Genomic DNA, 19,264 nt, shown 5'->3' with positions numbered 1-19,264 from the left:
GACGCGCTCATCTTGCCAGGCGGACGGTGGACCCCTCACGATCTGCGCCGAACGGGCGCGACGGTATTGTCAAGTTGGCGCGGGGGTCGACGAATATAATGGGGCATGAAGAAAGCTTCCGTTTCCGTTTTGCTGTCGGCCGAGGCGCCGATTTCGTTCAAGGGCTATCGATTTCCGCCGGACATCATCAGCTACGCGGTGTGGCTGTACTACCGGTTCCCGCTCAGCCTGCGCATGGTTGAGGAGATGCTCGCGGCACGGGGAATCGAGCTTACGTACGAAACGGTGCGGTGCTGGGCGACGAAGTTCGGTCTGGCGGTCGCGAAGCGTATCCGTTCGACAGCGCCGGGTCGCGGCGACAAGTGGCATCTGGATGAGGTGGTCGTGACGATCCACGGCAGGAAGCATTGGCTGTGGCGGGCTGTCGATCAGCACGGCGCAGTGCTCGATGTGCTGGTGCAGAGCCGCCGCGACAAGGCGGCGGCCGAACGGCTGATGCGCAAGCTGCTCAGGCGCCACGGCTGCCCACGCGTGATCGTCACGGACAAGCTGCGCAGCTACGCGGCGGCGAACAACGAACTGGGCCTGAAAGTCGAGCATCGGCAACACAAAGGACTGAACAACCGGGCGGAGAATTCCCACCAGCCCACACGCGTGCGCGAGAAGGTGATGCGCCGCTTCAAGTCGGCGCGCCATCTACAACGATTCACGTCGGTCCATGCTCAGGTAAGCAACCTCTTCATGCACTGCCGCTACAACGCGAACGCGCAACAGAAACGGCAGGCCCGCAAGCATGCGGTCAAGGCGTGGGAAACCGTAACGGGCAATCCGATGCTGGATCGCATTGCCCCATAAATTAGTAATCCTTATGTTGAGTGATTTCGCCAGCGCGCCCTTCAATAAGTTGACAATACCCTAGAACCTTTTTGTACTTGCCCTCGTTATGTTCGTTTTCCAACACAACGGAACAGGCTTTTTCCAAGGTGCATACTAAAAACATATGGCCCATCTATCATCTTCCTTGCACTATCAAAAAACGACAAGACCCTACGAGAGACCTACCATGAGCGAGTTCGCAAAACTGTTGACGTTGGTTGTGTCCGCAACGAAGCGCCCGGAACTGCCGGAAGACCATACGGGGAGTCAGGCTTCAATGGCCGCGCAGCGCGCCACGGGCCAGGCCGAAGCAGATATGCAGGACGCGTTGAAGGCCGCGGCAACGGAAAGGAATGGCGCGTGCGACCGGCTGCTGAAGTTCCTTGGCCGCGCCTTTGGTTCAAGAACTGACCCCGATGGCTACCCGACGCGCCCAACGGGTCGCAGTCAAGGCCGTGGCTTTCATGTCGAAGGACGAGGCGCTGTTCGCCACGATTGCCGACGCGGAAGCCAGAGCGTTCGACGCCCTCACCCGTACGTATGGCTCAGCGCTCGAATACCCGACAGACAAGCAGCTTGACGAACTGTACGGCCTGGCACTGCGCCATGGCAGTCCAACGGCTCGCACGGACGATGAATCGACAGCCGCATATGAGAAATCGAGCTGGCCAGATTCGCGAAGCTTTGTCGAGCAGTAGCCGCCACGCTCACCAGCCGGATTGACGCCTTGAACGGTCGAGTCGGCAAGCCGTTAAATGCAACCGTCGGCACAGTGGGCTCTGGTCGGAAAATGGAAGGCCGCGACCCGCAAAGACGATCACCCACCGCCTGCCAGGAGTCGGTCGGCGAGACCCTCAAAAGGAAGTGAGGCCCGTCATGAACATGCTAACCATCACCGCTCGCCAGCTCTTGTTGTATAGCCACACCCTCGCCTTCGCCTTCGCCATCGTGCGCGTGTTGCGGGAAGACGTGGCGCTGCTCACAGCTCGGCGCATTGATGCCGTCAGACTGGAAACCACCGGACGTACCATTGCAGGGTTGCTCGGCCTGCTCTGGATAACGGGCGTCGCTATGATCCTGCTTGGCACCGGCTTACACGTGGCTGTGCTGGTCTCCAAGCCGAAGCTGGCTGCAAAGCTGACAGTGGTATGCCTGCTGACGGCGAACGGCTTGCTGCTGCATCGAGTCGCGTTTCCGATGCTGACCACACCGCAGCGTCGCCCACGTCGGGCGGCGACGATATGCGTCTTGTTGGGGGCCATCAGTTCGGTGTCGTGGCTCTATGCGTCTTTTGTAGGCGTGGCGCGCCTTATCGCCCCGGCGATGTCCTATACGGGCTTCCTAGCCTTGTACGGGGTGGGGCTGGTGGGCGGGATCGGGACTGCGTTGGCGGTGGCGCGGCCGCGTGTGGAGCGGCTATTGGCTCGGTTGTCCGGCGGGGACGTGGTTGTCGGTTCGGCGCCAGCCGGACGATTGAGCTTGCCGCCTTTTTAGCGCAACCCCGAAATAGCGCCGCACGCTACGCCATCCGGTCGTTCAAGTCGAGCGCGGGCTTGGCGACCTACGTCTCAAGTTCCTGCCGGCGATCAACCAGACGCGCGGTGGGTATTGTCAACTTATTGAAGGGCGCGCTGGCGAAATCACCCCGTCGCCGATTGTATTCGCAGAGCATACTACGACAGTAGTCGGTGTCGTCGCGCAGCCATCCAGTCACGGCAACCAATCGCAGCATGCAACCGCATGAGCCGAGACGCCGTCAAAACGTACAGGGCCGGCAGGCACGTCCCTTCACGTGGAACCGGTCGTTCGCGATGGGCGCCACGCAGCAACACACGAATGACCGCACCGACGAGCCGGCAAACTATTGCATCCACCGGTTGAATCCGCCCCCATAAGCTGCAACCGCATCCGCTCATAGAGATTCCCTCGGGCAGGTATCGATATGCCGCGCCAGTATCCAACACGCATCCCTGGTTTTCCTAAGCGAACGAACTGCTGCTCCGCCGACCCACATTTGGACGGCTGGCAGCCCCCAAGCCGTCAGAAATGGGACTGCCTTACCGGTAAACAGGTTGTCGCTGGCACAGTTCGCGCATTGATATACGAGCCTCAAGCTCGTGAGCAACGAACGCGGCCGGCCCCTCAACGCTACCCGAAATTCCATTCCGTTCCCGCGAGAGCCGGTCGTCATGTGGGGGCAAACGTGGGGGCAAAATCGGCTCCAAACGAAAAAGGCTCTCAGAGCCGAAGCCATGAGAGCCTTATATCTATTGGTCGGGGCGAGAGGATTTGAACCTCCGACCACCTGCACCCCATGCAGGTACGCTACCAGGCTGCGCTACGCCCCGAACAGAAGAAAATTATAACAGACACTTCATTCGATTAGAACCGCTCGACACGAACAAAGCGAACAAGTCCATGAACTAGTGGCCCAGCAGATCGATTACGTTCTGCAGTTCCTGGCGCAACTTCTCGACATCGACCGCAACCGTTGCCGCCGATGCCTGCACCTGACCCGCGACTCCAGCGGTAGCCTCACCCTCTTCGAGCACCGCATCCGGCCCACCGCCGCCATGCGAATCGAGCCGGTTGCGCGCCCCGTTGATCGTAAAACCCTGCTCGTACAGCAACTCTCGAATCCGCCGGATCAGCAGCACCTCGTGATGCTGATAATACCGACGATTGCCGCGCCGCTTGACCGGCCTCAACTGGGTGAACTCCTGCTCCCAGTAACGCAGCACGTGAGGCTTTACCCCACAAAGTTCGCTGACCTCACCAATCGTGAAGTACCGCTTCGCCGGAATCGGAGGCAAGACGACTTTTTCGATCGTCGCTGTCATCGTCAGTTAGCCGTGATGGGTTGCCCGAAAGCGCGCCAGTCAATCAGCGCGCGAGAAGCTCGCTTCGGCGCCGTTTTCGACGAGCGCCTTCAGTTTTTGACTTGCATGAAACGTCACCACGCGACGTGCCGCAATCGGAATCGCCTCGCCCGTCTTCGGATTTCTGCCGGGACGCTGCGGCTTGTCGCGCAACTGGAAGTTGCCGAAGCCCGACAGCTTCACGCTGTCGCCGCTCTCGAGCGCATCGCGGATCACCTCGAAGAAAGCCTCGACCATGTCCTTCGCTTCCCGCTTGTTGAGCCCGACATTGTCGAACAGCAACTCGGCAAGTTCCGCCTTGGTGAGTGTCGGCGTTTCATTGGAAACGACGGCGGATGATGTCGGAATATCTCGAATCATGGCGCTGCGTTGCGCCGTAAGAAGGGCTTCGAAATCACTCGAGTTCATTTCATTCATATCTATCAAATGGCGCGCCAAGCGTAAAACAATGGATGCGGAAACAGCCGTGCAATTGTTAAATGCGGGTTATCCGCGCAACCGTGCGCCATATACTCGAGCTAGACGTTCCACCAGAGTTTGAATAGCCAGATCGACCGTTTCATCCTGAAGGGTTCCGCCAGTATCTTGCAAGGTCACCCGGAACGCAAGGCTTTTCTCGTGCGAGGCCAGACCACCGGAAGTGTTTGATTTTGGACGAAATTCGTCGAAAAGTGCAACCTTCTGGACAGCCTTGCAGGCCGGTTCGGACTGGGCCTTCTGAAGCTCGTCGAGCAGCGCCTGAACCTCGATTTTCTGATCGACGACCACCGCGATATCACGTCGTACCGGCGGGAATTTTGAAACTTCCGACGGAATCGGCAATACCCGTTGCATTAATGCTTCCGCTTCGATTTCAAACAGAATCGGCGCATGCGGCAAATCATATTTTTGCATCCAGCGCGGATGCAATTCGCCAATCCAGCCCACTGCGCGACCATTCAATTCGATCCGCGCGCTGCGTCCCGGATGCAGCGCAGGATGCTCGGCCTGTACGAACCGCGCGAGCGCCGGTGCGACCAGCGCTTCGAGGTCGCCCTTCACGTCGAAGAAGTCGACGGCACGCGTCGGTGCGCCCCACTGCTCGTCGAGCGCGGGCCCATAGGCGAGCGCGCCGATCATCTTCGGCTGCGCGAAACCTTCGACGGTCAGCTCGCCGGCCTTGATCGACGGATCGTGCAGGAATACGCGACCTGCTTCAAACACGCGCACGCGGTCCGCCGCGCGACGGTTCAGATTCGTGCGCAACACATGAATCAGGCTGCCGAACAACGTCGTGCGCATCACCGACAGTTGGCTCGCGATCGGGTTGATCAGACGCACGGGGTTGCTGTTGCCTGCGAAGTCCTGCTCCCACTCCGCGTCGACGAAGCTGAAGTTCACCGTTTCCGCGTAGTCGCGCGCGGCGAGCGCATGACGGATCGCGTGGATGGAGCGTTGCGTCTCGTTGGTCGCGCGCATTTCGCTGGTCGCGACCGGCGGGCGCGCCGGAATCTTTTCGAAGCCGTGGATACGCGCGACCTCTTCGATCAGGTCCTCTTCGATTTCGAGATCGAAGCGGTACGACGGCGGCATCACCGAGAACGTATCGCCGTCACGCTCGAACGAGAGGCCGAGGCGCGTGAAGATCTGCGCGATTTCATCGACACCGATCGCGACGCCGATGATGCGGTTCGCGCGCGAAACGCGCATCTTCACGGGCGCGCGCTTCGGCACATTGACGATCTGATCGTCGACCGGACCCGCTTCGCCGCCGCAGATGTCGAGGATCAGCTGCGTGATGCGCTCGATATGATCGACGGTCGTCGCGTAGTCGACGCCGCGCTCGAAGCGATGGCCTGCATCGGTCGAAAAGTTGTACTTGCGCGAGCGACCACGAATGCTGTCGGGCCACCAGAACGCGGCCTCGAGATAGATGTGGGTGGTGTCGAGCGTGACCGCGGTGCTGTCGCCGCCCATGATGCCCGCGAGGCTTTCGATATGCTGCTCGTCGGCGATCACACCGACCGTTTCGTCGAGCTCGACCGTGTTCCCGTTCAGCAGCTTCAGCGTTTCGCCCTTGCGGCCCCAGCGTACGTCCATGCCGCCGTGGATCTTGTCGAGATCGAACACGTGCGATGGACGCCCCAGCTCGAGCATCACATAGTTCGAGATGTCGACGAGCGCGGAAATGCTGCGCTGGCCGGAGCGCTCGAGACGCTCGACCATCCATTGCGGCGACTTCGCGCGCGCATTGACGCCGCGGATCACGCGGCCCGAGAAACGGCCGCACAGATCGGGCGCGGAGATTTTCACGGGCAGCGTTTCGTTGAGCGTGACCGGAGCCGGCTTGATTTCGAGCGGACGCAGCGGCGCTCCGGTAATCGCCGACGTTTCTCGCGCGACGCCGAATACCGACAGACAGTCGGCCTTGTTCGGCGTCAGCTTGATTTCAAAAACGGTGTCGTCGAGATTGAGCGTGTCGCGGATGTCCTGGCCGATCGGCGTGTCTTCCGGCAGGATCATCAGACCGCTGTGATCTTCGGAGAGCTTCAGCTCGCGCGCCGAGCACAGCATGCCCTGGCTTTCCACGCCGCGCAGCTTCGACAGCTTGATCGCGAACGGTGCGCCGCCCTCTTCGGCCGGCGGCAGTTGCGCGCCGACCAGCGCGACCGGCACCTTGATGCCGGGCGCAACATTCGGCGCGCCGCACACGATGTTGAGCGTCGCGCCGGTGCCAGCGTCGACCTGACACACGTTGAGCTTGTCCGCATCCGGGTGCTTGACGACTTCCAGCACCTGGCCGACGACGATCTTCGAGGTCGGCGGCGCGGCCGTCCGCAGGTCTTCGACTTCGAGACCCGCCATCGTCAACGCGTGCGACAGCTCGTCGGTGGTCAGTTGCGGATCGACAAAAGTTCTGAGCCAGGATTCCGGAAATTGCATGGTTCTGTGTACGTTGTGATCAGGTTAGGTCCACGTCCGGCAGATGCTTCGTAAAGCCCGGTGGTCTTGCGCCGGTTCAGCGAGCTCTGCCGGGGACGCTCGCGGCGCGCACCAGGTGCGCTGCCGCGATTTATGCTTCGTCGCGCTCGCGCGCGCCGGGTCACGCGAATTGACGCAGGAATCGCAGGTCGTTTTCGAAAAACAGGCGCAGGTCCTGCACGCCGTAACGCAGCATCGTGAGACGCTCGAGGCCACTGCCGAAAGCGAAGCCGATGTAGCGCTCCGGGTCGAGACCCATGTTGCGGATCACAGTCGGATGCACCTGGCCGGAGCCCGAAATTTCGAGCCACTTGCCCGCGTTCTTGCCCGTTTCGAACTGCATGTCGATCTCGGCCGACGGTTCGGTGAACGGGAAATACGACGGACGGAAGCGCACGAGAATGTCGTCGCGCTCGAAGAATTTCTTCAGGAAGTCGGTATAGACGCCCTTCAGGTCCGCGAAGCTGATGTTCTCGTCAATCCACAGGCCTTCGACCTGGTTGAACATCGGCGAATGCGTCGCGTCGCTATCCACGCGATACGTGCGGCCCGGCACGATCACCTTGATCGGCGGCGTGTTGGTGCGCGCGTAGCGCACCTGCATCGGGCTCGTATGCGTGCGCAGCAGCAGCGGGCGGCCGTCGGCATCCTTGCCGTCGACGTAGAAGGTGTCCTGCATCGAACGCGCCGGATGGTTTTCCGGGCTGTTCAGCGAGGTGAAGTTGTACCAGTCGGTTTCGATCTCGGGGCCGTCGGCCACGTCGAACCCGATCGTACGGAAAATCTGTTCGACGCGCTCCCAGGTGCGCATCACCGGGTGCAGGCTACCTGCGTTGGCGCCGCGGCCCGGCAGCGTGACGTCGATCGCTTCAGCAGCGAGACGCTGGTTCAGAAGTGCGTCGGCGAGCGCCTGACGACGTGCTGTGAGCGCGGCCTCGACCTGTTGCTTGACGAGGTTGATCCGTGCGCCTTCGGTCTTGCGCGTTTCGGGATCGAGTTTGCCAAGGCCCTTCAACAGCTCGGTCAGCGCACCCGCCTTACCGAGAAAGCGCGCTTTCTCGTTCTCGAGGGTGGTGACGTCGGGGGCTTCTGCGAAGGCTTTTTGCGCGTCGGCGACAATCTGGTCCAGATCCATTGATCCCATCATTTCAACGTCAGTGTTCTATCGAAACAAAACTGGTTCTACCAACAAAAACGGGGCTCGGTGAGGAGCCCCGTTTTTGTTGCAGCGTCACCGAGACTACCGGATGTTCGCTGCAACGAACCACGCAGTTTTAATTGCCAGAAGCGCAATCAGGCTGCAACGGCGGCTTTCACCTGCTGAACGATCGCAGCAAAAGCAGCCTTGTCGAACACAGCCATGTCGGCCAGCACCTTACGGTCCAGTTCGATCGACGCCTTCTTCAGGCCGTTGATGAACACGCTGTACGTCATGTCGTGCTGACGCACCGCCGCGTTGATACGCGTGATCCACAGTGCGCGGAACACACGCTTCTTGTTGCGGCGGTCGCGGTAGGCGTATTGGCCTGCGCGCATGACCGCCTGCTTGGCGATGCGATAGACGTTATTGCGACGGCCGCGGTAACCCTTGGCCAGCTTGATGATCTTCTTGTGACGGGCCCGTGCGGTAACCCCACGTTTTACTCGAGGCATGTTTCGCTCCTATGAGTGTCGGTTAAGGGTTAAGCGAACGGCAGCATTGCGCGAACGGAGTTCAGATCGGAATCATGAACTGCCGTGGAGCCGCGCAGATGGCGTTTGTTCTTGGTGGTCTTCTTGGTAAGAATGTGACGCTTGAAGGCCTGACCGCGCTTGACGGTACCGCCCGGACGCACCACGAAGCGCTTTGCAGCGCTCTTCTTGGTCTTCATCTTCGGCATGACAACTCCATTATTAGATGGACATGGGTGTGCGGTCGGCCAGATGGCCATTTCCCGCCCTTCGAAACCCATTCCACTTGGTATGCAGACCGCCGATACCGCCAGCGGCCGCTTTTCGGGAACCACTGCGCACTTGCATGCGCGACGTTCCGAAACCTTCCGACACCAAGCCGGACACCCAGCACAGCATCAAACAACCTTGCGCCGCCGGAGCGCGCGCCACATGGCACGCCGTCGCCCCGGCCAACTGCTTCGCGCTTACTTCTTTTTCTTCGGAGCGAGCACCATGATCATCTGGCGCCCTTCCATTTTCGGCATCTGCTCGACCTGACCGACTTCGTCGAGGTCGGTGCGCAGGCGTTCGAGCATGCGCATGCCGATTTCCTGGTGAGCCATTTCGCGGCCACGGAAACGCAACGTGATTTTCGTCTTGTCGCCGTCTTCGAGGAAGCGGACGAGGTTGCGCAGCTTGACGTTGTAATCACCGTCGTCGGTACCTGGGCGGAATTTGACTTCCTTGACCTGGATGACCTTCTGCTTGAGCTTGGCCTCGTGTTGCTTCTTCGCTTCCTGGTACTTGAACTTGCCGTAGTCCATCAAGCGGCAAACTGGCGGAACCGCTTGCGGAGCGATTTCGACCAGATCTACGTCCTGCTGTTCCGACATGCGGAACGCATCAGCGAGTTTCACGATGCCGAGCGGTTCGTTCTCGACGCCGACCAGTCGCACCTCGGGTGCTGTAATTTCACCGTTGATGCGGTGCGCAGACTTATCAGTAGCGATGTTACGTTTCCTCTAAAAATTAAAAAAAACGAGCCGGGTACCAAGTGGCTCAGTTGAACGACTGCACGTCCTGGCGCAGACGCTCAATGAAGGCGTCAACAGGCATTACACCCATATCGACACCACCACGGGCACGCACGGCTACCGTTTGCGCTTCACGCTCCTTGTCGCCGACCACCAACAGGTAGGGGACCTTTTCCAGCGTGTGCTCGCGTATTTTATAGCTAATCTTCTCGTTGCGCAAATCGGCCTCGACTCTAACCCCTTGTTTTTGCAACGATTGGGCTAGCGCCTGCGCGTATTCGGCCTGACTTTCCGCAATATTCATCACAACGACCTGCATCGGCGCGAGCCAAGCGGGCATTGCACCGGCATGGTGCTCGATCAGAATCCCGAGGAAACGCTCCATCGATCCGACGATCGCCCGGTGCAGCATGATCGGGCGACGGCGACTGTTGTCTTCGGCAACGTATTCGGCACCCAGCCGCTCCGGCAACACCATGTCGAGCTGCAGCGTACCGCACTGCCACGAGCGGCCGAGCGCGTCCTTGATGTGATACTCGACCTTCGGGCCGTAGAATGCACCCTCGCCGGGCAACTCTTCCCACGTGACGCCGCAGGCCGTCAGCGCCTCGCGCAGTCCCTGCTCCGCGCGATCCCAAGTTTCGTCGGTGCCGGCGCGCGCATCCGGGCGCAGTGACAGCTTGATCTCGACGTTATCAAAGCCGAAGTCGCGGTAGACGCTCATTGCCAGCGTGTTGAACGCGATCGATTCGCTGATGAACTGATCTTCGGTACAGAAAATATGCGCGTCGTCCTGCACGAAGCCGCGCACACGCATCAGTCCATGCAGCGCGCCCGACGATTCGTTGCGATGACACGAACCGAACTCCGCGTAACGCAGCGGCAGATCGCGATACGAGCGCAAACCGTGATTGAACACCTGCACGTGACCGGGGCAGTTCATCGGCTTGATCGCGTAGTCGCGCTTTTCCGATTCCGTCGTGAACATGTTTTCACGATAGTTCTGCCAGTGGCCCGACGCTTCCCACAGCGAGCGGTCCATGATCATTGGCGTCTTGATTTCCAGGTAGCCGGCGTCGTTCACGCGACGGCGCATGTACTGCTCGACTTGCTGCCACAGCGTCCAGCCGCGCGGATGCCAGAACACCATGCCCGGCGACTCGTCCTGCATGTGGAACAGGTCGAGCTGCTTACCAAGCTTGCGATGGTCGCGCTTCTCGGCTTCTTCGAGCATGTGGAGATACGCTTCCTGGTCTTCCTTCTTCGTCCAGGCCGTGCCGTAAATGCGCTGCAGTTGCTCGTTCTTCGAGTCGCCACGCCAGTACGCGCCCGCGACTTTCATCAGCTTGAAGACCTTCAGCTTGCCGGTGGACGGCACGTGGGGGCCGCGGCACAGGTCCGTGAAGCCGCCATGCGAGTACAGTTTTATTTCGTCGCTAGCGGGGATCGATTCGATGATCTCGGCCTTGTACTTTTCACCGATGCTCTTGAAGTACTCGACCGCTTCGTCGCGGGACACCACGCGACGCGACACCGGCTCGTCCCTCTTCGAGAGTTCCTGCATGCGCTTTTCGATCTTTTCGAGATCTTCCGGCGTGAAAGGACGGTTATAGGAGAAGTCGTAATAGAAACCGTTGTCGATGACCGGACCGATCGTGACCTGCGCTTCCGGGTACAGATCCTTCACCGCGTACGCGAGCAGGTGCGCCGTCGAGTGGCGGATGATATCGAGACCGTCTGCGTCCTTCTCCGTGACGATGGCGAGTGCCACGTCGTGATCGATCAGCATGGACGTATCGACCAGCTCCCCGTCGATCTTGCCGCCGAGCGCGGCTTTCGCGAGACCGGGGCCGATCGAGGCGGCCACTTCGGCGACGGTCACCGGATGCTCGTACTGTCGAACAGAACCGTCAGGCAAACGTATCGAAACCATTGCGTTCTCCGTGGTGCCGACCGGCGGCGGCACATACAACCAGGGTCAAAAAGATAAAAAAAATGCGGCCCCGCTTTCGAGGGGCCGCATTCACATTTTATGCAAACTTCACTGGCGAAAGTGGTCCTCGACTAGCGTCGTTCCGAAGTGGTTTCGGTCAACGTTCGCGGTGTCATAACCGTATTCGCCTTTTTGCGCTCAAAGCGCTTACTGCAGTTTGCGAAACCCCAGCGAGGCCGGAATTTCATTTTCGTTGGTAGGCTCGATTGGACTCGAACCAACGACCCCCACCATGTCAAGGTGGTGCTCTAACCAGCTGAGCTACGAGCCTGAAGAAACGAGAGTATACGGGGTATAGCGCAGCTTGGCAAGTACTTTTATGCGGCGACTTTAATCCGTCGCGCCACTAGCGGGGCTTTTTCCAACCGCCCGCGCCTCAGTTCTTGCGCGTCGCGCGCACGACACCCGTGATCTCGCCCAGCAGCGTGCACGCGCGCTGAATCTGCGCGGAGCTCGACACCTCGACGGTAAATTGCATGAACGCGGCATTGCGGCGCGATTGCGTCTTTACGCCGATCACGTTCATCTTTTCCCGCCGCGAATACTTCGGAGATATCGCGCAGCAGACCTTGCCGGTCCGTCGCCTCGATGCCGAGGTCGACCGGGTAGACGGAATGGCCGCGGCCGCTCATCACGTCCGCCGACCACGCCGTCTGAAGCACGCGCTCCGGCGCGCGCTCCGCCATCCGGCGGAACGTCGCGCAGTCGCTGCGATGAACCGACATGCCCTTGCCTCGCGTAACGAATCCGCAGATGTCGTCGGGCGGCGCCGGCCGGCAGCAGCGCGCGAGCTGGGTGAGCAACGCATCGACGCCGACCACCAGCACCCCCGTGGACGCGCCGCGCGCGACGCTCGCGCCGCTGCTGCGTTTCTCGAACTTCTCCGGCGCATCGACCTCGGGCTCGGGCGGCGGCGCATCCTGCAACGCCTGCTCGACGAGCCTCAGACTGAACTCCTCCTTGCCGACCACGGAGAACAGGTCGTCGGTGGTCTTGAAACCGAGCCGCGCGGCCAGTTGATCGAGATTGACTGAGGTCTTGCCTTCGCGCTGCAGGGTTTTTTCAACCATCGCGCGACCGTTCGCGATGTGCTCCTGTAACTCCACCGCGTTGAACCATGCCCGCACCTTCTGCCGCGCGCGCGGGCTTTGCAGATAGCCAAGTTGCGGATTAAGCCAGTCGCGCGACGGACCGCCCTCCTTCACCGCCACGATCTCGACCGTCTGGCCGTTCTGCAGCGGCGTGTTGAGCGGCACCATCGCGCCGTCGACGCGCGCGCCGCGGCAACGATGCCCAAGCTCGCTGTGCAGGTGAAACGCGAAGTCGATCGGCGTCGCGCCGTGCGGCAACGGAATCACGCGCGCCTGCGGCGTCAGCACGTAGATGTGATCGTCGTCGAGCGTGGCCTGGCGCAACTGCTCCCACGGCTGTGCCGAGCCCGCTTCGCCATGCTCGGCCTCGGAGACTTCGTCCTTCCACGCGAGCAACTGTCGCAGCCAGGCGATCTTCTCGTCGTATTTCTCGCTCGCGGTGAACGTGCCGCCATAGCCGCGCGCACCCGCTTCCTTGTAGCGCCAGTGCGCGGCCACGCCGTATTCGGCGAAGCGATGCATTTCCTGCGTGCGGATCTGCACTTCGAACGCGCGGCCGTCGTCGCCGATCACGACGGTGTGCAGCGACTTGTAGCCGTTCGGCTTCGGCCGGGAGATGTAATCGTCGAACTCCTTCGGCACCGGCTGCCACAGGTTGTGCACGATGCCGAGCACGGTGTAGCAGTCCTTGATGTCCGGCACGATCACGCGAAACGCGCGCACGTCGTACAGCTCGGCGAAGTCCAGCTCCTTGCCGCGCATCTTGCGCCAGATGCTGTAGATATGCTTCGGCCGACCACTCACTTCCGCGCGGATATGCGCGGCGGCCAGCTCCTGCTGCAGGCGTTCGATCGCCTGCGCGACATAGCTCTCGCGCTCGACGCGCTTCTCGTCGAGCAGTTTCGCGATGCGCTTGTAGGTGTCCGGCTCCTCGAAACGGAACGCGAGGTCCTCGAGCTCCCACTTCAATTGCCAGATACCGAGGCGGTTTGCGAGCGGCGCGTAGATATCGAGCGTTTCGCGTGCGACGTCGGGCGACGGCGTGAGCTTCGCGGCCGCGTAATAACGCAGCGTTTGCAGCCGCGACGCGAGGCGGATCAGCACGACGCGAATGTCTTGCGCGAACGCGAGCAGCATTTTGCGCAGCGCCTCGACCTGCACGCGGCGCGCAGCCTGCGCGTCACGCCCGGCCTCGGGCATCGCGTTTTGCGCCGCGCGCAAACTGACCATGCCGAGCCGCAGCAGCTTGCGTACGTCGCCGACCAGTTGGGCGACTTCTGCGCCGAAGTCGTCGGCGATCACGCGCTCCGGATCGCGCAGATGCGGTGTCAGCGCAAACAGCGCAGCGGCCAGCACCGCCGGCGGATCGACGTTGAGCTTGCGCATGATCGACGCGGTGCCCGCCGCGTGATCCGCGAGCAATTCGCCCGACGACAGCCGCACCTCGCCCGCATGTTCGCGCACGAACGCCATCGCTTCGTCGAAGGAACGATGGGGATGAGGCGCGCTCGGAACGGTATCGGTGTTCATGGTGCGACGGCCCGCCGGGCCAGACGATTCAACGGAAAATCAACCACGGTGCGGCCGGACGGCCGCGACTCAGTTGCGCTGCGCCGCGATCACGACGATTTCGACGAGGCACTTCGGATTCGCAAGCTTTGCCTCGACGGTCGCGCGCGGCGGCGTGTCGCCCTGCGCGACCCACTCGTCCCACACGGCGTTCATGCCGGCGAAATGCGCCATGTCCGAGATATAGATCTGCACCGACAGCAACAGCGACTTGTCGCTGTTCGCTTCGGCGAGCAGACGGTCGATGTGGCCGAGCACTTCGCGCGTCTGGCCGGCGATGTCCAGATCGTCGTCTTCGGCGATCTGACCCGCGAGGTACACGGTGCCGTTGTGCGCGGCCATTTCCGAGAGACGCTTGCCGACGTGATAACGAATGACTGCCATGAAAAGTCCTGAGCTGAGGGGTTAATCGAACTACGTCCCACACGACACTGCCGATGAAATCGTCATGCGGAACTCAATATTATGACGCGTTCGCGGCCTGACCGATGAAGAACTCCCTCGCGAGCGCGATCTGGTCCGCCGCCAGGAACGCCGGCGCATGCCCGACGCCGGCGATCTCCACGCTCGATGCGGCACGCGCGGTCGACACCATCTTCGCGACCGTTTCACGCGACAGCAAATCCGACTGCTCGCCGCGCACCACCAGCACCGGCCCCTGGAACGACGCGAGCGAATGCCACAGCGCCGCCTCGCCGAGCTTCGCCGCTTCCTCGGTGACCGCCGCGAACGGCTGCGCGATGCGCGGGTCATAGCGCAGCACCCATGCGCCGTCCTCTTCGCGCAGCAACGGCGTATTGATTTCGCGCCATTCGTCCGGAGTCAGCGGTCCGAAGCTCTGCGCGAGCTGCGCGGCATAGTCAACGCCCTGCTGCAGCGTTTCGAAGCGTGCGGGCTTGCCAAGGTAATCGCCGATGCGCTTGACCGCGACCGGCTCCAGATGCGGCCCGACGTCGTTCAGCAGCAGCTTGCGGATCGGCGTGTCCGGCAGGCCGGCGAGCCCCATGCCGATCAGGCCGCCCATCGAGGTGCCGAACCAGTCGACGGTGTCGACGTCGAGCCGAGCGATCAGTGTGACCATGTCGGCGACGTACTGCGGCACCGCGTATAAGTTGGGGTTCGCGAGCCACGACGACAAGCCCCGGCCAACCACGTCCGGGCACACCACGCGATAGGTGTCCGCGAAGTTGGCGGCGAGGCGGTCGAAATCGCGCCCCGATCGCGTGAGTCCGTGCACGCACAGCAACACGCGCGGATTGTCCGGGTCGCCCCACTCGGTATAGGCGACGCGATGCAGGCCGGCAGGGCTCGCGCACCGCACGTAACGTTGACGCGGCGCGGGCCGCCCGGTGGTGGAAGCGGAAGTCGTTGCGGTCATCTGGTGTCCTTGCAAAGACGCTGCGGATTGGGCTGCGAACGATTGTAAACCGCTTCGTCGCGCGGCAAGCATCGGCCAGAAGGCTTAGGAAGGTCGATCCAACCGTCCGGCGCATCCGCCGCCGCGCGCCAAAAACAGAACGGGCGAGACTCACGTCTCGCCCGTCCGGAACACACCGTTGCCGCCGCGCGGTCGCGCCGACGCGCGCAACGGCGTTTCAACCCGCGTCAGCTCACCGCGCTCACATCGAGCGGCGCGCCGGTTTTCGCCTTGATTTCGTCGACGCTCACACCCGGCGCGAGTTCGGTCACTTTCAAGCCGTTTTCGGTCACTTCGATCACGCCCAGATCGGTGATGATCTCGTCGACCACACCCACGCCCGTCAGCGGCAGCGTGCATTCTTCGAGGATCTTGTGCTGATCGCCCTTCGCGACGTGCTCCATCAGCACGACCACGCGCTTGACGCCCGCGACCAGGTCCATCGCGCCGCCCATGCCCTTGATCATCTTGCCCGGGATCATCCAGTTCGCGAGATCGCCCTTCCTGCTGATCTGCATCGCACCGAGAATCGCGAGATTGATGTGGCCGCCGCGAATCATCGCGAACGAATCCGCCGAAGAGAAAATCGACGAACCGGGCAGCGTCGTCACCGTTTGCTTGCCGGCGTTGATCAGGTCGGCGTCGACTTCGTCTTCGGTCGGCGACGGGCCGATACCGAGCAGACCGTTCTCCGACTGCAGCCACACTTCGACGCCCGTCGGCACGTGGTTCGCGACCAGCGTCGGCAAGCCGATGCCGAGGTTCACGTAAAAGCCGTCCTGCAGTTCCTTCGCCGCGCGCGCGGCCATTTCGTCACGAGTCCATGCCATGATCAGTCTCCTTTCGCGCGGACGACGCGTTGTTCGATGCGTTTTTCCGGATGCGCATTCAGCACGATGCGCTGCACGAAGATGCCAGGCGTATGGATCGCGTCCGGATCGAGCTCGCCCACTTCGACGACGATCTCTTCGACTTCCGCGACGGTGATGCGGCCCGCCATCGCGCACATCGGATTGAAGTTGCGCGCGGTGCGGCGATAGATCAGGTTGCCGGCCTTGTCGGCCTTCCATGCCTTGACGAGCGCGACATCGGCGGTCAGCGAATGTTCGAGCACGTAGTGGTTCTCGCCGAACTGGCGGGTTTCCTTGCCCTCGGCGATCTGCGTGCCGTAGCCGGTGTTCGTGAAAAACGCCGGGATGCCCGAGCCGCCCGCGCGCAGCTTCTCGGCGAGCGTGCCTTGCGGCGTGAATTCGAGCTCGAGTTCGCCGGCCAGGTACTGGCGCTCGAACTCCTTGTTTTCGCCGACGTACGACGAGATCATTTTCTTGATCTGACGCGTCTCGAGCAGCAGGCCGAGGCCGAAACCGTCGACGCCCGCGTTGTTGCTGATGCACGTGATGCCCTGCACCTTCGAATCGCGCAGCGCAGCGATCAGCGCCTCAGGAATGCCGCACAGCCCGAAGCCGCCGACGGCGAACGTCTGCCCGTCCTTGACGATGTCCTTCAGCGCCTCGGCGGCGCCTGGATAGACCTTGTTCATCTGTATGTCCCTTCCTTTATGGAAACCCGAAACGTGTACGCAGGCCGCCGGATCATTGCGGCTGATATCGCAACGGGTAAACTTCACGTCGCCTCACGATACCGCTACGTCATTCTAGTCATCCGCAGCTTGAGCCGCGTTGTCATCTGCGCGAAAGAGTACGCTGGGCCCGCCATGCGGCACAATACGCAAAAATACATAAGTACTTGCCTCCCGCCCATGCCCGCCCTGGATTACCGCACTGCGTTTCACCTCGCGCCGATCGGACTCGTGCTGTCCCGCGAGCGGACCATCGAAGACTGCAACGACGAGCTAGCGTCGATATTCGGCTACGCGCGCGACGCGCTGATCGGTCAGTCGTTCCAGGTGTTGTATCCATCGGCGGACGAGTTCGAGCGGATCGGCGCGCGCATTCCGCCGATCATGACAGCGCAAGGCAGCTACGCGGACGACCGGATCATGAAGCGCGCGAACGGCGAGCTGTTCTGGTGTCACGTGACGGGCCGCGCGCAGCAGCGCACCGACCCGCACGCGGCGGGTGTCTGGACCTTCGAGGATTTGAGCGCAACCCGGCGGGTCGCGGTGGAGCTGACGCCACGCGAGCGCGAAATCGCCGCGCAACTGGTGACGGGCAAGACCAGCAAGCAGATCGGCCGCGTGCTCGACATCAGCCCGCGCACGGTCGACGTCTACCGCGCGCGGCTCATGCGCAAATACGATACGGGCAATGCGACCGAGCTGTTGCAGCGGCTGCTCGGGGATTGAGAGAGGGCGTTTGAAGCGCGCGACAGCGCTGTCAAGCCGCGCGCTCAGGCCGCCTTGACGAGCGCCGCGCTCTCGATGGCCGCGCGCAGTACGTCAGGCACCGGCACCGACTTGCCCGCCGCGTAGTCGATCCACACGCATCGCGCGGCGCCTCGCGCATAGAGCGTATCCGGCTCATCGGCGCGCAGGAGCTCGAAAGCCGTATCGAAGCTGCTGCGCCCCGGTGTCGCCACCGACATCCGGCCGATCACGTCGCCCGGATAGTGCAGTTGCTTCAGAAACTCCATCGACGCATTGACGATCACCGGCCCCTGCCCGTGCGCGCGCTGGCCGACAAAGTCCATGTGCTCGAACCAGGAAATCCGCACCTGCTCCATGTAGCGGAAATAAACCGTGTTGTTGACGTGACCGAAGGCGTCCATGTCGCCCCAGCGGATCGGCATCGTCATTTCGAAAACTGCGTGAAAATCGCTCATTCTGTACTTCCGTTCTTCCTTTTTCTGCCTGGCTTTTGAAACTTTGGACGACCCGCTCACGCGAGTCCGAAGCCGTCGTCGGCGACGATCACCGAGCCGTTGATGAACTGCGATTCATCCGCCGCGAGCAGCAGGAGCAGCCCATCGAGATCCTCCGGCTTGCCGACCCGATGACGCGGCAGCATCGCCACGAGTTTCTGGCCCTGATCGGTCGACCAGTGGTGATGGTTGATCTCGGTGTCGATATACCCGGGGCAGATCGCGTTCACATTGATGCCATGCTTGCCCCACTCGAGCGCCATCGCCTTCGTCATGTGGACGACCGCGGCCTTGCTCATCGAATACAGGCCGATTTGCGGCAGCACGCGCAAGCCCGCCATCGACGCGATGTTGATGATCCGGTACGACGGCTTCTGCGCGTTGTTGCCGCGCATGATCATGCGCTTGGCGACTTCCTGCGCCACGAAAAACGCGCCGCGCGTATTCGTGTCGAACACGTATTCGAAGTCCGCCGGCGTGACCTCGGACAGCTTCTGCGTGGTCGACACGCCCGAGTTGTTGACGAGGATATCGATGGTGCCGGCCTCGGTCTCCGCATGCGCGACCGCCGACTTGATGCTCTGATAGTCGGTCACGTCGAGCGACACGACGTGCGCGGCGCCGCCGGACGCCTCGATTTCCGCGCGCAGCTCCTTGAGCCGCTCGGTACGTCGGCTCGCCAGCACGACCTTCGCGCCCGCCTGCGACAGCACCTGCGCGAAGCGCTTGCCCAGCCCGCTCGAGGCGCCCGTAATCAGCGCGACCTTGCCTTCCAGATTGATCGAACGGCCCATTGTCTTTCCTTGTTCGGTTGTGGTGACAACTGCGGTTGACGGGTTCGGTAGGACCCGACTAAGGGTCTATACCGTATCATGAAATAGTACGGTCGTGCTAATCTGCGGATTTCGGGTTGCGGCGCGGGAATCGATCGCCCACAATACGAACCCGAAAAAAGCATTCTAACGGTAAGA

18 protein-coding genes, 2 tRNA genes and 1 pseudogene are annotated in these 19,264 nt (G+C 61.8%); 4 read left to right on the top strand and 17 right to left on the bottom strand.

The window, feature by feature from the left end:
* Window positions 1–105 precede the first annotated feature (105 nt).
* The 3 genes from OKW38_RS24820 to OKW38_RS24810 all read left to right on the top strand — a co-directional run bounded on the left by OKW38_RS24820 (window position 106) and on the right by OKW38_RS24810 (window position 2,370).
* Window positions 106–855 carry an IS6 family transposase gene (locus OKW38_RS24820; RefSeq protein ID WP_429363432.1) on the top strand — a complete coding sequence of 250 codons (750 nt, stop codon included), beginning with the start codon at window positions 106–108 and terminating at the stop codon, window positions 853–855.
* Window positions 856–1,340: 485 nt separating this feature from the next.
* Window positions 1,341–1,574 carry a hypothetical protein gene (locus tag OKW38_RS24815; RefSeq protein ID WP_429335005.1) on the top strand — a complete coding sequence of 78 codons (234 nt, stop codon included), beginning with the start codon at window positions 1,341–1,343 and terminating at the stop codon, window positions 1,572–1,574.
* A gap of 178 nt (window positions 1,575–1,752) precedes the next feature.
* Complete coding sequence (locus OKW38_RS24810; protein WP_429335006.1) at window positions 1,753–2,370, top strand: hypothetical protein; 618 nt, start codon at window positions 1,753–1,755, stop codon at window positions 2,368–2,370.
* A gap of 777 nt (window positions 2,371–3,147) precedes the next feature.
* Here OKW38_RS24810 and OKW38_RS24805 read toward each other — a convergent pair.
* The 15 genes and pseudogenes from OKW38_RS24805 to OKW38_RS24735 all read right to left on the bottom strand — a co-directional run bounded on the left by OKW38_RS24805 (window position 3,148) and on the right by OKW38_RS24735 (window position 17,013).
* A tRNA-Pro gene (locus OKW38_RS24805) sits at window positions 3,148–3,224 on the bottom strand.
* Window positions 3,225–3,299: 75 nt separating this feature from the next.
* A complete protein-coding gene (locus OKW38_RS24800; protein ID WP_187610899.1) occupies window positions 3,300–3,716 on the bottom strand; it encodes a MerR family transcriptional regulator in 417 nt (138 codons plus the stop codon).
* Between the two features lie 39 nt (window positions 3,717–3,755).
* Entirely contained in the window at window positions 3,756–4,172 is a 417-nt protein-coding gene (locus OKW38_RS24795) for an integration host factor subunit alpha (RefSeq protein WP_090800976.1), read from the bottom strand.
* Window positions 4,173–4,241: 69 nt separating this feature from the next.
* Complete coding sequence (pheT, locus tag OKW38_RS24790) at window positions 4,242–6,677, bottom strand: phenylalanine--tRNA ligase subunit beta (protein ID WP_429363430.1); 2,436 nt, start codon at window positions 6,675–6,677, stop codon at window positions 4,242–4,244.
* A 160-nt stretch (window positions 6,678–6,837) separates the two neighbouring features.
* The gene (pheS, locus tag OKW38_RS24785) at window positions 6,838–7,851 is read right to left on the bottom strand and encodes a phenylalanine--tRNA ligase subunit alpha (RefSeq protein WP_008918800.1); all 1,014 of its coding nucleotides are present in this window, start codon (window positions 7,849–7,851) and stop codon (window positions 6,838–6,840) included.
* Between the two features lie 158 nt (window positions 7,852–8,009).
* Window positions 8,010–8,369, bottom strand: a complete 360-nt coding sequence (gene rplT, locus OKW38_RS24780) for a 50S ribosomal protein L20 (RefSeq protein ID WP_006052502.1) — start codon at window positions 8,367–8,369, stop codon at window positions 8,010–8,012.
* A 29-nt stretch (window positions 8,370–8,398) separates the two neighbouring features.
* The gene (gene rpmI, locus OKW38_RS24775; RefSeq protein ID WP_006052501.1) at window positions 8,399–8,596 is read right to left on the bottom strand and encodes a 50S ribosomal protein L35; all 198 of its coding nucleotides are present in this window, start codon (window positions 8,594–8,596) and stop codon (window positions 8,399–8,401) included.
* Between the two features lie 258 nt (window positions 8,597–8,854).
* On the bottom strand, window positions 8,855–9,379 hold the full coding sequence (gene infC / locus OKW38_RS24770; RefSeq protein WP_075643713.1) for a translation initiation factor IF-3: 525 nt from the start codon (window positions 9,377–9,379) through the stop codon (window positions 8,855–8,857).
* 49 nt (window positions 9,380–9,428) lie between these two features.
* Complete coding sequence (gene thrS, locus OKW38_RS24765; protein WP_429363428.1) at window positions 9,429–11,336, bottom strand: threonine--tRNA ligase; 1,908 nt, start codon at window positions 11,334–11,336, stop codon at window positions 9,429–9,431.
* A gap of 254 nt (window positions 11,337–11,590) precedes the next feature.
* A tRNA-Val gene (locus OKW38_RS24760) sits at window positions 11,591–11,667 on the bottom strand.
* A gap of 105 nt (window positions 11,668–11,772) precedes the next feature.
* Window positions 11,773–14,017 (bottom strand): annotated as a pseudogene (locus OKW38_RS24755) (RelA/SpoT family protein).
* Window positions 14,018–14,086: 69 nt separating this feature from the next.
* The gene (locus OKW38_RS24750) at window positions 14,087–14,440 is read right to left on the bottom strand and encodes a RidA family protein (protein WP_429363426.1); all 354 of its coding nucleotides are present in this window, start codon (window positions 14,438–14,440) and stop codon (window positions 14,087–14,089) included.
* A gap of 79 nt (window positions 14,441–14,519) precedes the next feature.
* On the bottom strand, window positions 14,520–15,434 hold the full coding sequence (locus tag OKW38_RS24745; RefSeq protein WP_429335012.1) for an alpha/beta fold hydrolase: 915 nt from the start codon (window positions 15,432–15,434) through the stop codon (window positions 14,520–14,522).
* A 227-nt stretch (window positions 15,435–15,661) separates the two neighbouring features.
* On the bottom strand, window positions 15,662–16,303 hold the full coding sequence (locus tag OKW38_RS24740; protein ID WP_429363424.1) for a CoA transferase subunit B: 642 nt from the start codon (window positions 16,301–16,303) through the stop codon (window positions 15,662–15,664).
* A gap of 2 nt (window positions 16,304–16,305) precedes the next feature.
* Window positions 16,306–17,013, bottom strand: coding sequence for a CoA transferase subunit A (locus tag OKW38_RS24735; protein ID WP_429363423.1), 708 nt, complete (start codon window positions 17,011–17,013; stop codon window positions 16,306–16,308).
* A gap of 219 nt (window positions 17,014–17,232) precedes the next feature.
* Here OKW38_RS24735 and OKW38_RS24730 point away from each other — a divergent pair, with 219 nt between their 5' ends.
* On the top strand, window positions 17,233–17,778 hold the full coding sequence (locus OKW38_RS24730; RefSeq protein WP_018421157.1) for a LuxR C-terminal-related transcriptional regulator: 546 nt from the start codon (window positions 17,233–17,235) through the stop codon (window positions 17,776–17,778).
* A gap of 44 nt (window positions 17,779–17,822) precedes the next feature.
* Here the strand turns inward: OKW38_RS24730 and OKW38_RS24725 are convergent, their stop codons facing one another.
* Both OKW38_RS24725 and OKW38_RS24720 read right to left on the bottom strand, forming a co-directional pair.
* Complete coding sequence (locus OKW38_RS24725; RefSeq protein WP_090800991.1) at window positions 17,823–18,254, bottom strand: acyl-CoA thioesterase; 432 nt, start codon at window positions 18,252–18,254, stop codon at window positions 17,823–17,825.
* Between the two features lie 56 nt (window positions 18,255–18,310).
* Complete coding sequence (locus tag OKW38_RS24720) at window positions 18,311–19,087, bottom strand: SDR family oxidoreductase (RefSeq protein WP_018421159.1); 777 nt, start codon at window positions 19,085–19,087, stop codon at window positions 18,311–18,313.
* Window positions 19,088–19,264 lie beyond the last annotated feature (177 nt).

This window comes from Paraburkholderia sp. MM5496-R1 (assembly GCF_050436205.1).
Taxonomy (GTDB): Bacteria; Pseudomonadota; Gammaproteobacteria; order Burkholderiales; family Burkholderiaceae; genus Paraburkholderia; species Paraburkholderia tuberum.
The sequence above is the reverse complement of the archived record's forward strand: the minus strand, read 5'-3'. Positions and strand labels throughout refer to the sequence as shown.

What these genes read in the sequence shown, in the direction of transcription:
- OKW38_RS24745 (WP_429335012.1), bottom strand. Translation starts at nt 15,434, where the DNA reads ATGACCGCAACGACTTCCGCTTCCACCACCGGGCGGCCCGCGCCGCGT.
- thrS (WP_429363428.1), bottom strand. Translation starts at nt 11,336, where the DNA reads ATGGTTTCGATACGTTTGCCTGACGGTTCTGTTCGACAGTACGAGCAT.
- pheS (WP_008918800.1), bottom strand. Translation starts at nt 7,851, where the DNA reads ATGGATCTGGACCAGATTGTCGCCGACGCGCAAAAAGCCTTCGCAGAA.
- rpmI (WP_006052501.1), bottom strand. Translation starts at nt 8,596, where the DNA reads ATGCCGAAGATGAAGACCAAGAAGAGCGCTGCAAAGCGCTTCGTGGTG.
- OKW38_RS24720 (WP_018421159.1), bottom strand. Translation starts at nt 19,087, where the DNA reads ATGGGCCGTTCGATCAATCTGGAAGGCAAGGTCGCGCTGATTACGGGC.
- OKW38_RS24730 (WP_018421157.1), top strand. Translation starts at nt 17,233, where the DNA reads ATGCCCGCCCTGGATTACCGCACTGCGTTTCACCTCGCGCCGATCGGA.
- OKW38_RS24725 (WP_090800991.1), bottom strand. Translation starts at nt 18,254, where the DNA reads ATGAGCGATTTTCACGCAGTTTTCGAAATGACGATGCCGATCCGCTGG.
- OKW38_RS24815 (WP_429335005.1), top strand. Translation starts at nt 1,341, where the DNA reads ATGTCGAAGGACGAGGCGCTGTTCGCCACGATTGCCGACGCGGAAGCC.
- OKW38_RS24740 (WP_429363424.1), bottom strand. Translation starts at nt 16,303, where the DNA reads ATGGCATGGACTCGTGACGAAATGGCCGCGCGCGCGGCGAAGGAACTG.
- rplT (WP_006052502.1), bottom strand. Translation starts at nt 8,369, where the DNA reads ATGCCTCGAGTAAAACGTGGGGTTACCGCACGGGCCCGTCACAAGAAG.
- OKW38_RS24750 (WP_429363426.1), bottom strand. Translation starts at nt 14,440, where the DNA reads ATGGCAGTCATTCGTTATCACGTCGGCAAGCGTCTCTCGGAAATGGCC.
- pheT (WP_429363430.1), bottom strand. Translation starts at nt 6,677, where the DNA reads ATGCAATTTCCGGAATCCTGGCTCAGAACTTTTGTCGATCCGCAACTG.
- OKW38_RS24820 (WP_429363432.1), top strand. Translation starts at nt 106, where the DNA reads ATGAAGAAAGCTTCCGTTTCCGTTTTGCTGTCGGCCGAGGCGCCGATT.
- OKW38_RS24810 (WP_429335006.1), top strand. Translation starts at nt 1,753, where the DNA reads ATGAACATGCTAACCATCACCGCTCGCCAGCTCTTGTTGTATAGCCAC.
- OKW38_RS24795 (WP_090800976.1), bottom strand. Translation starts at nt 4,172, where the DNA reads ATGAATGAAATGAACTCGAGTGATTTCGAAGCCCTTCTTACGGCGCAA.
- OKW38_RS24800 (WP_187610899.1), bottom strand. Translation starts at nt 3,716, where the DNA reads ATGACAGCGACGATCGAAAAAGTCGTCTTGCCTCCGATTCCGGCGAAG.
- OKW38_RS24735 (WP_429363423.1), bottom strand. Translation starts at nt 17,013, where the DNA reads ATGAACAAGGTCTATCCAGGCGCCGCCGAGGCGCTGAAGGACATCGTC.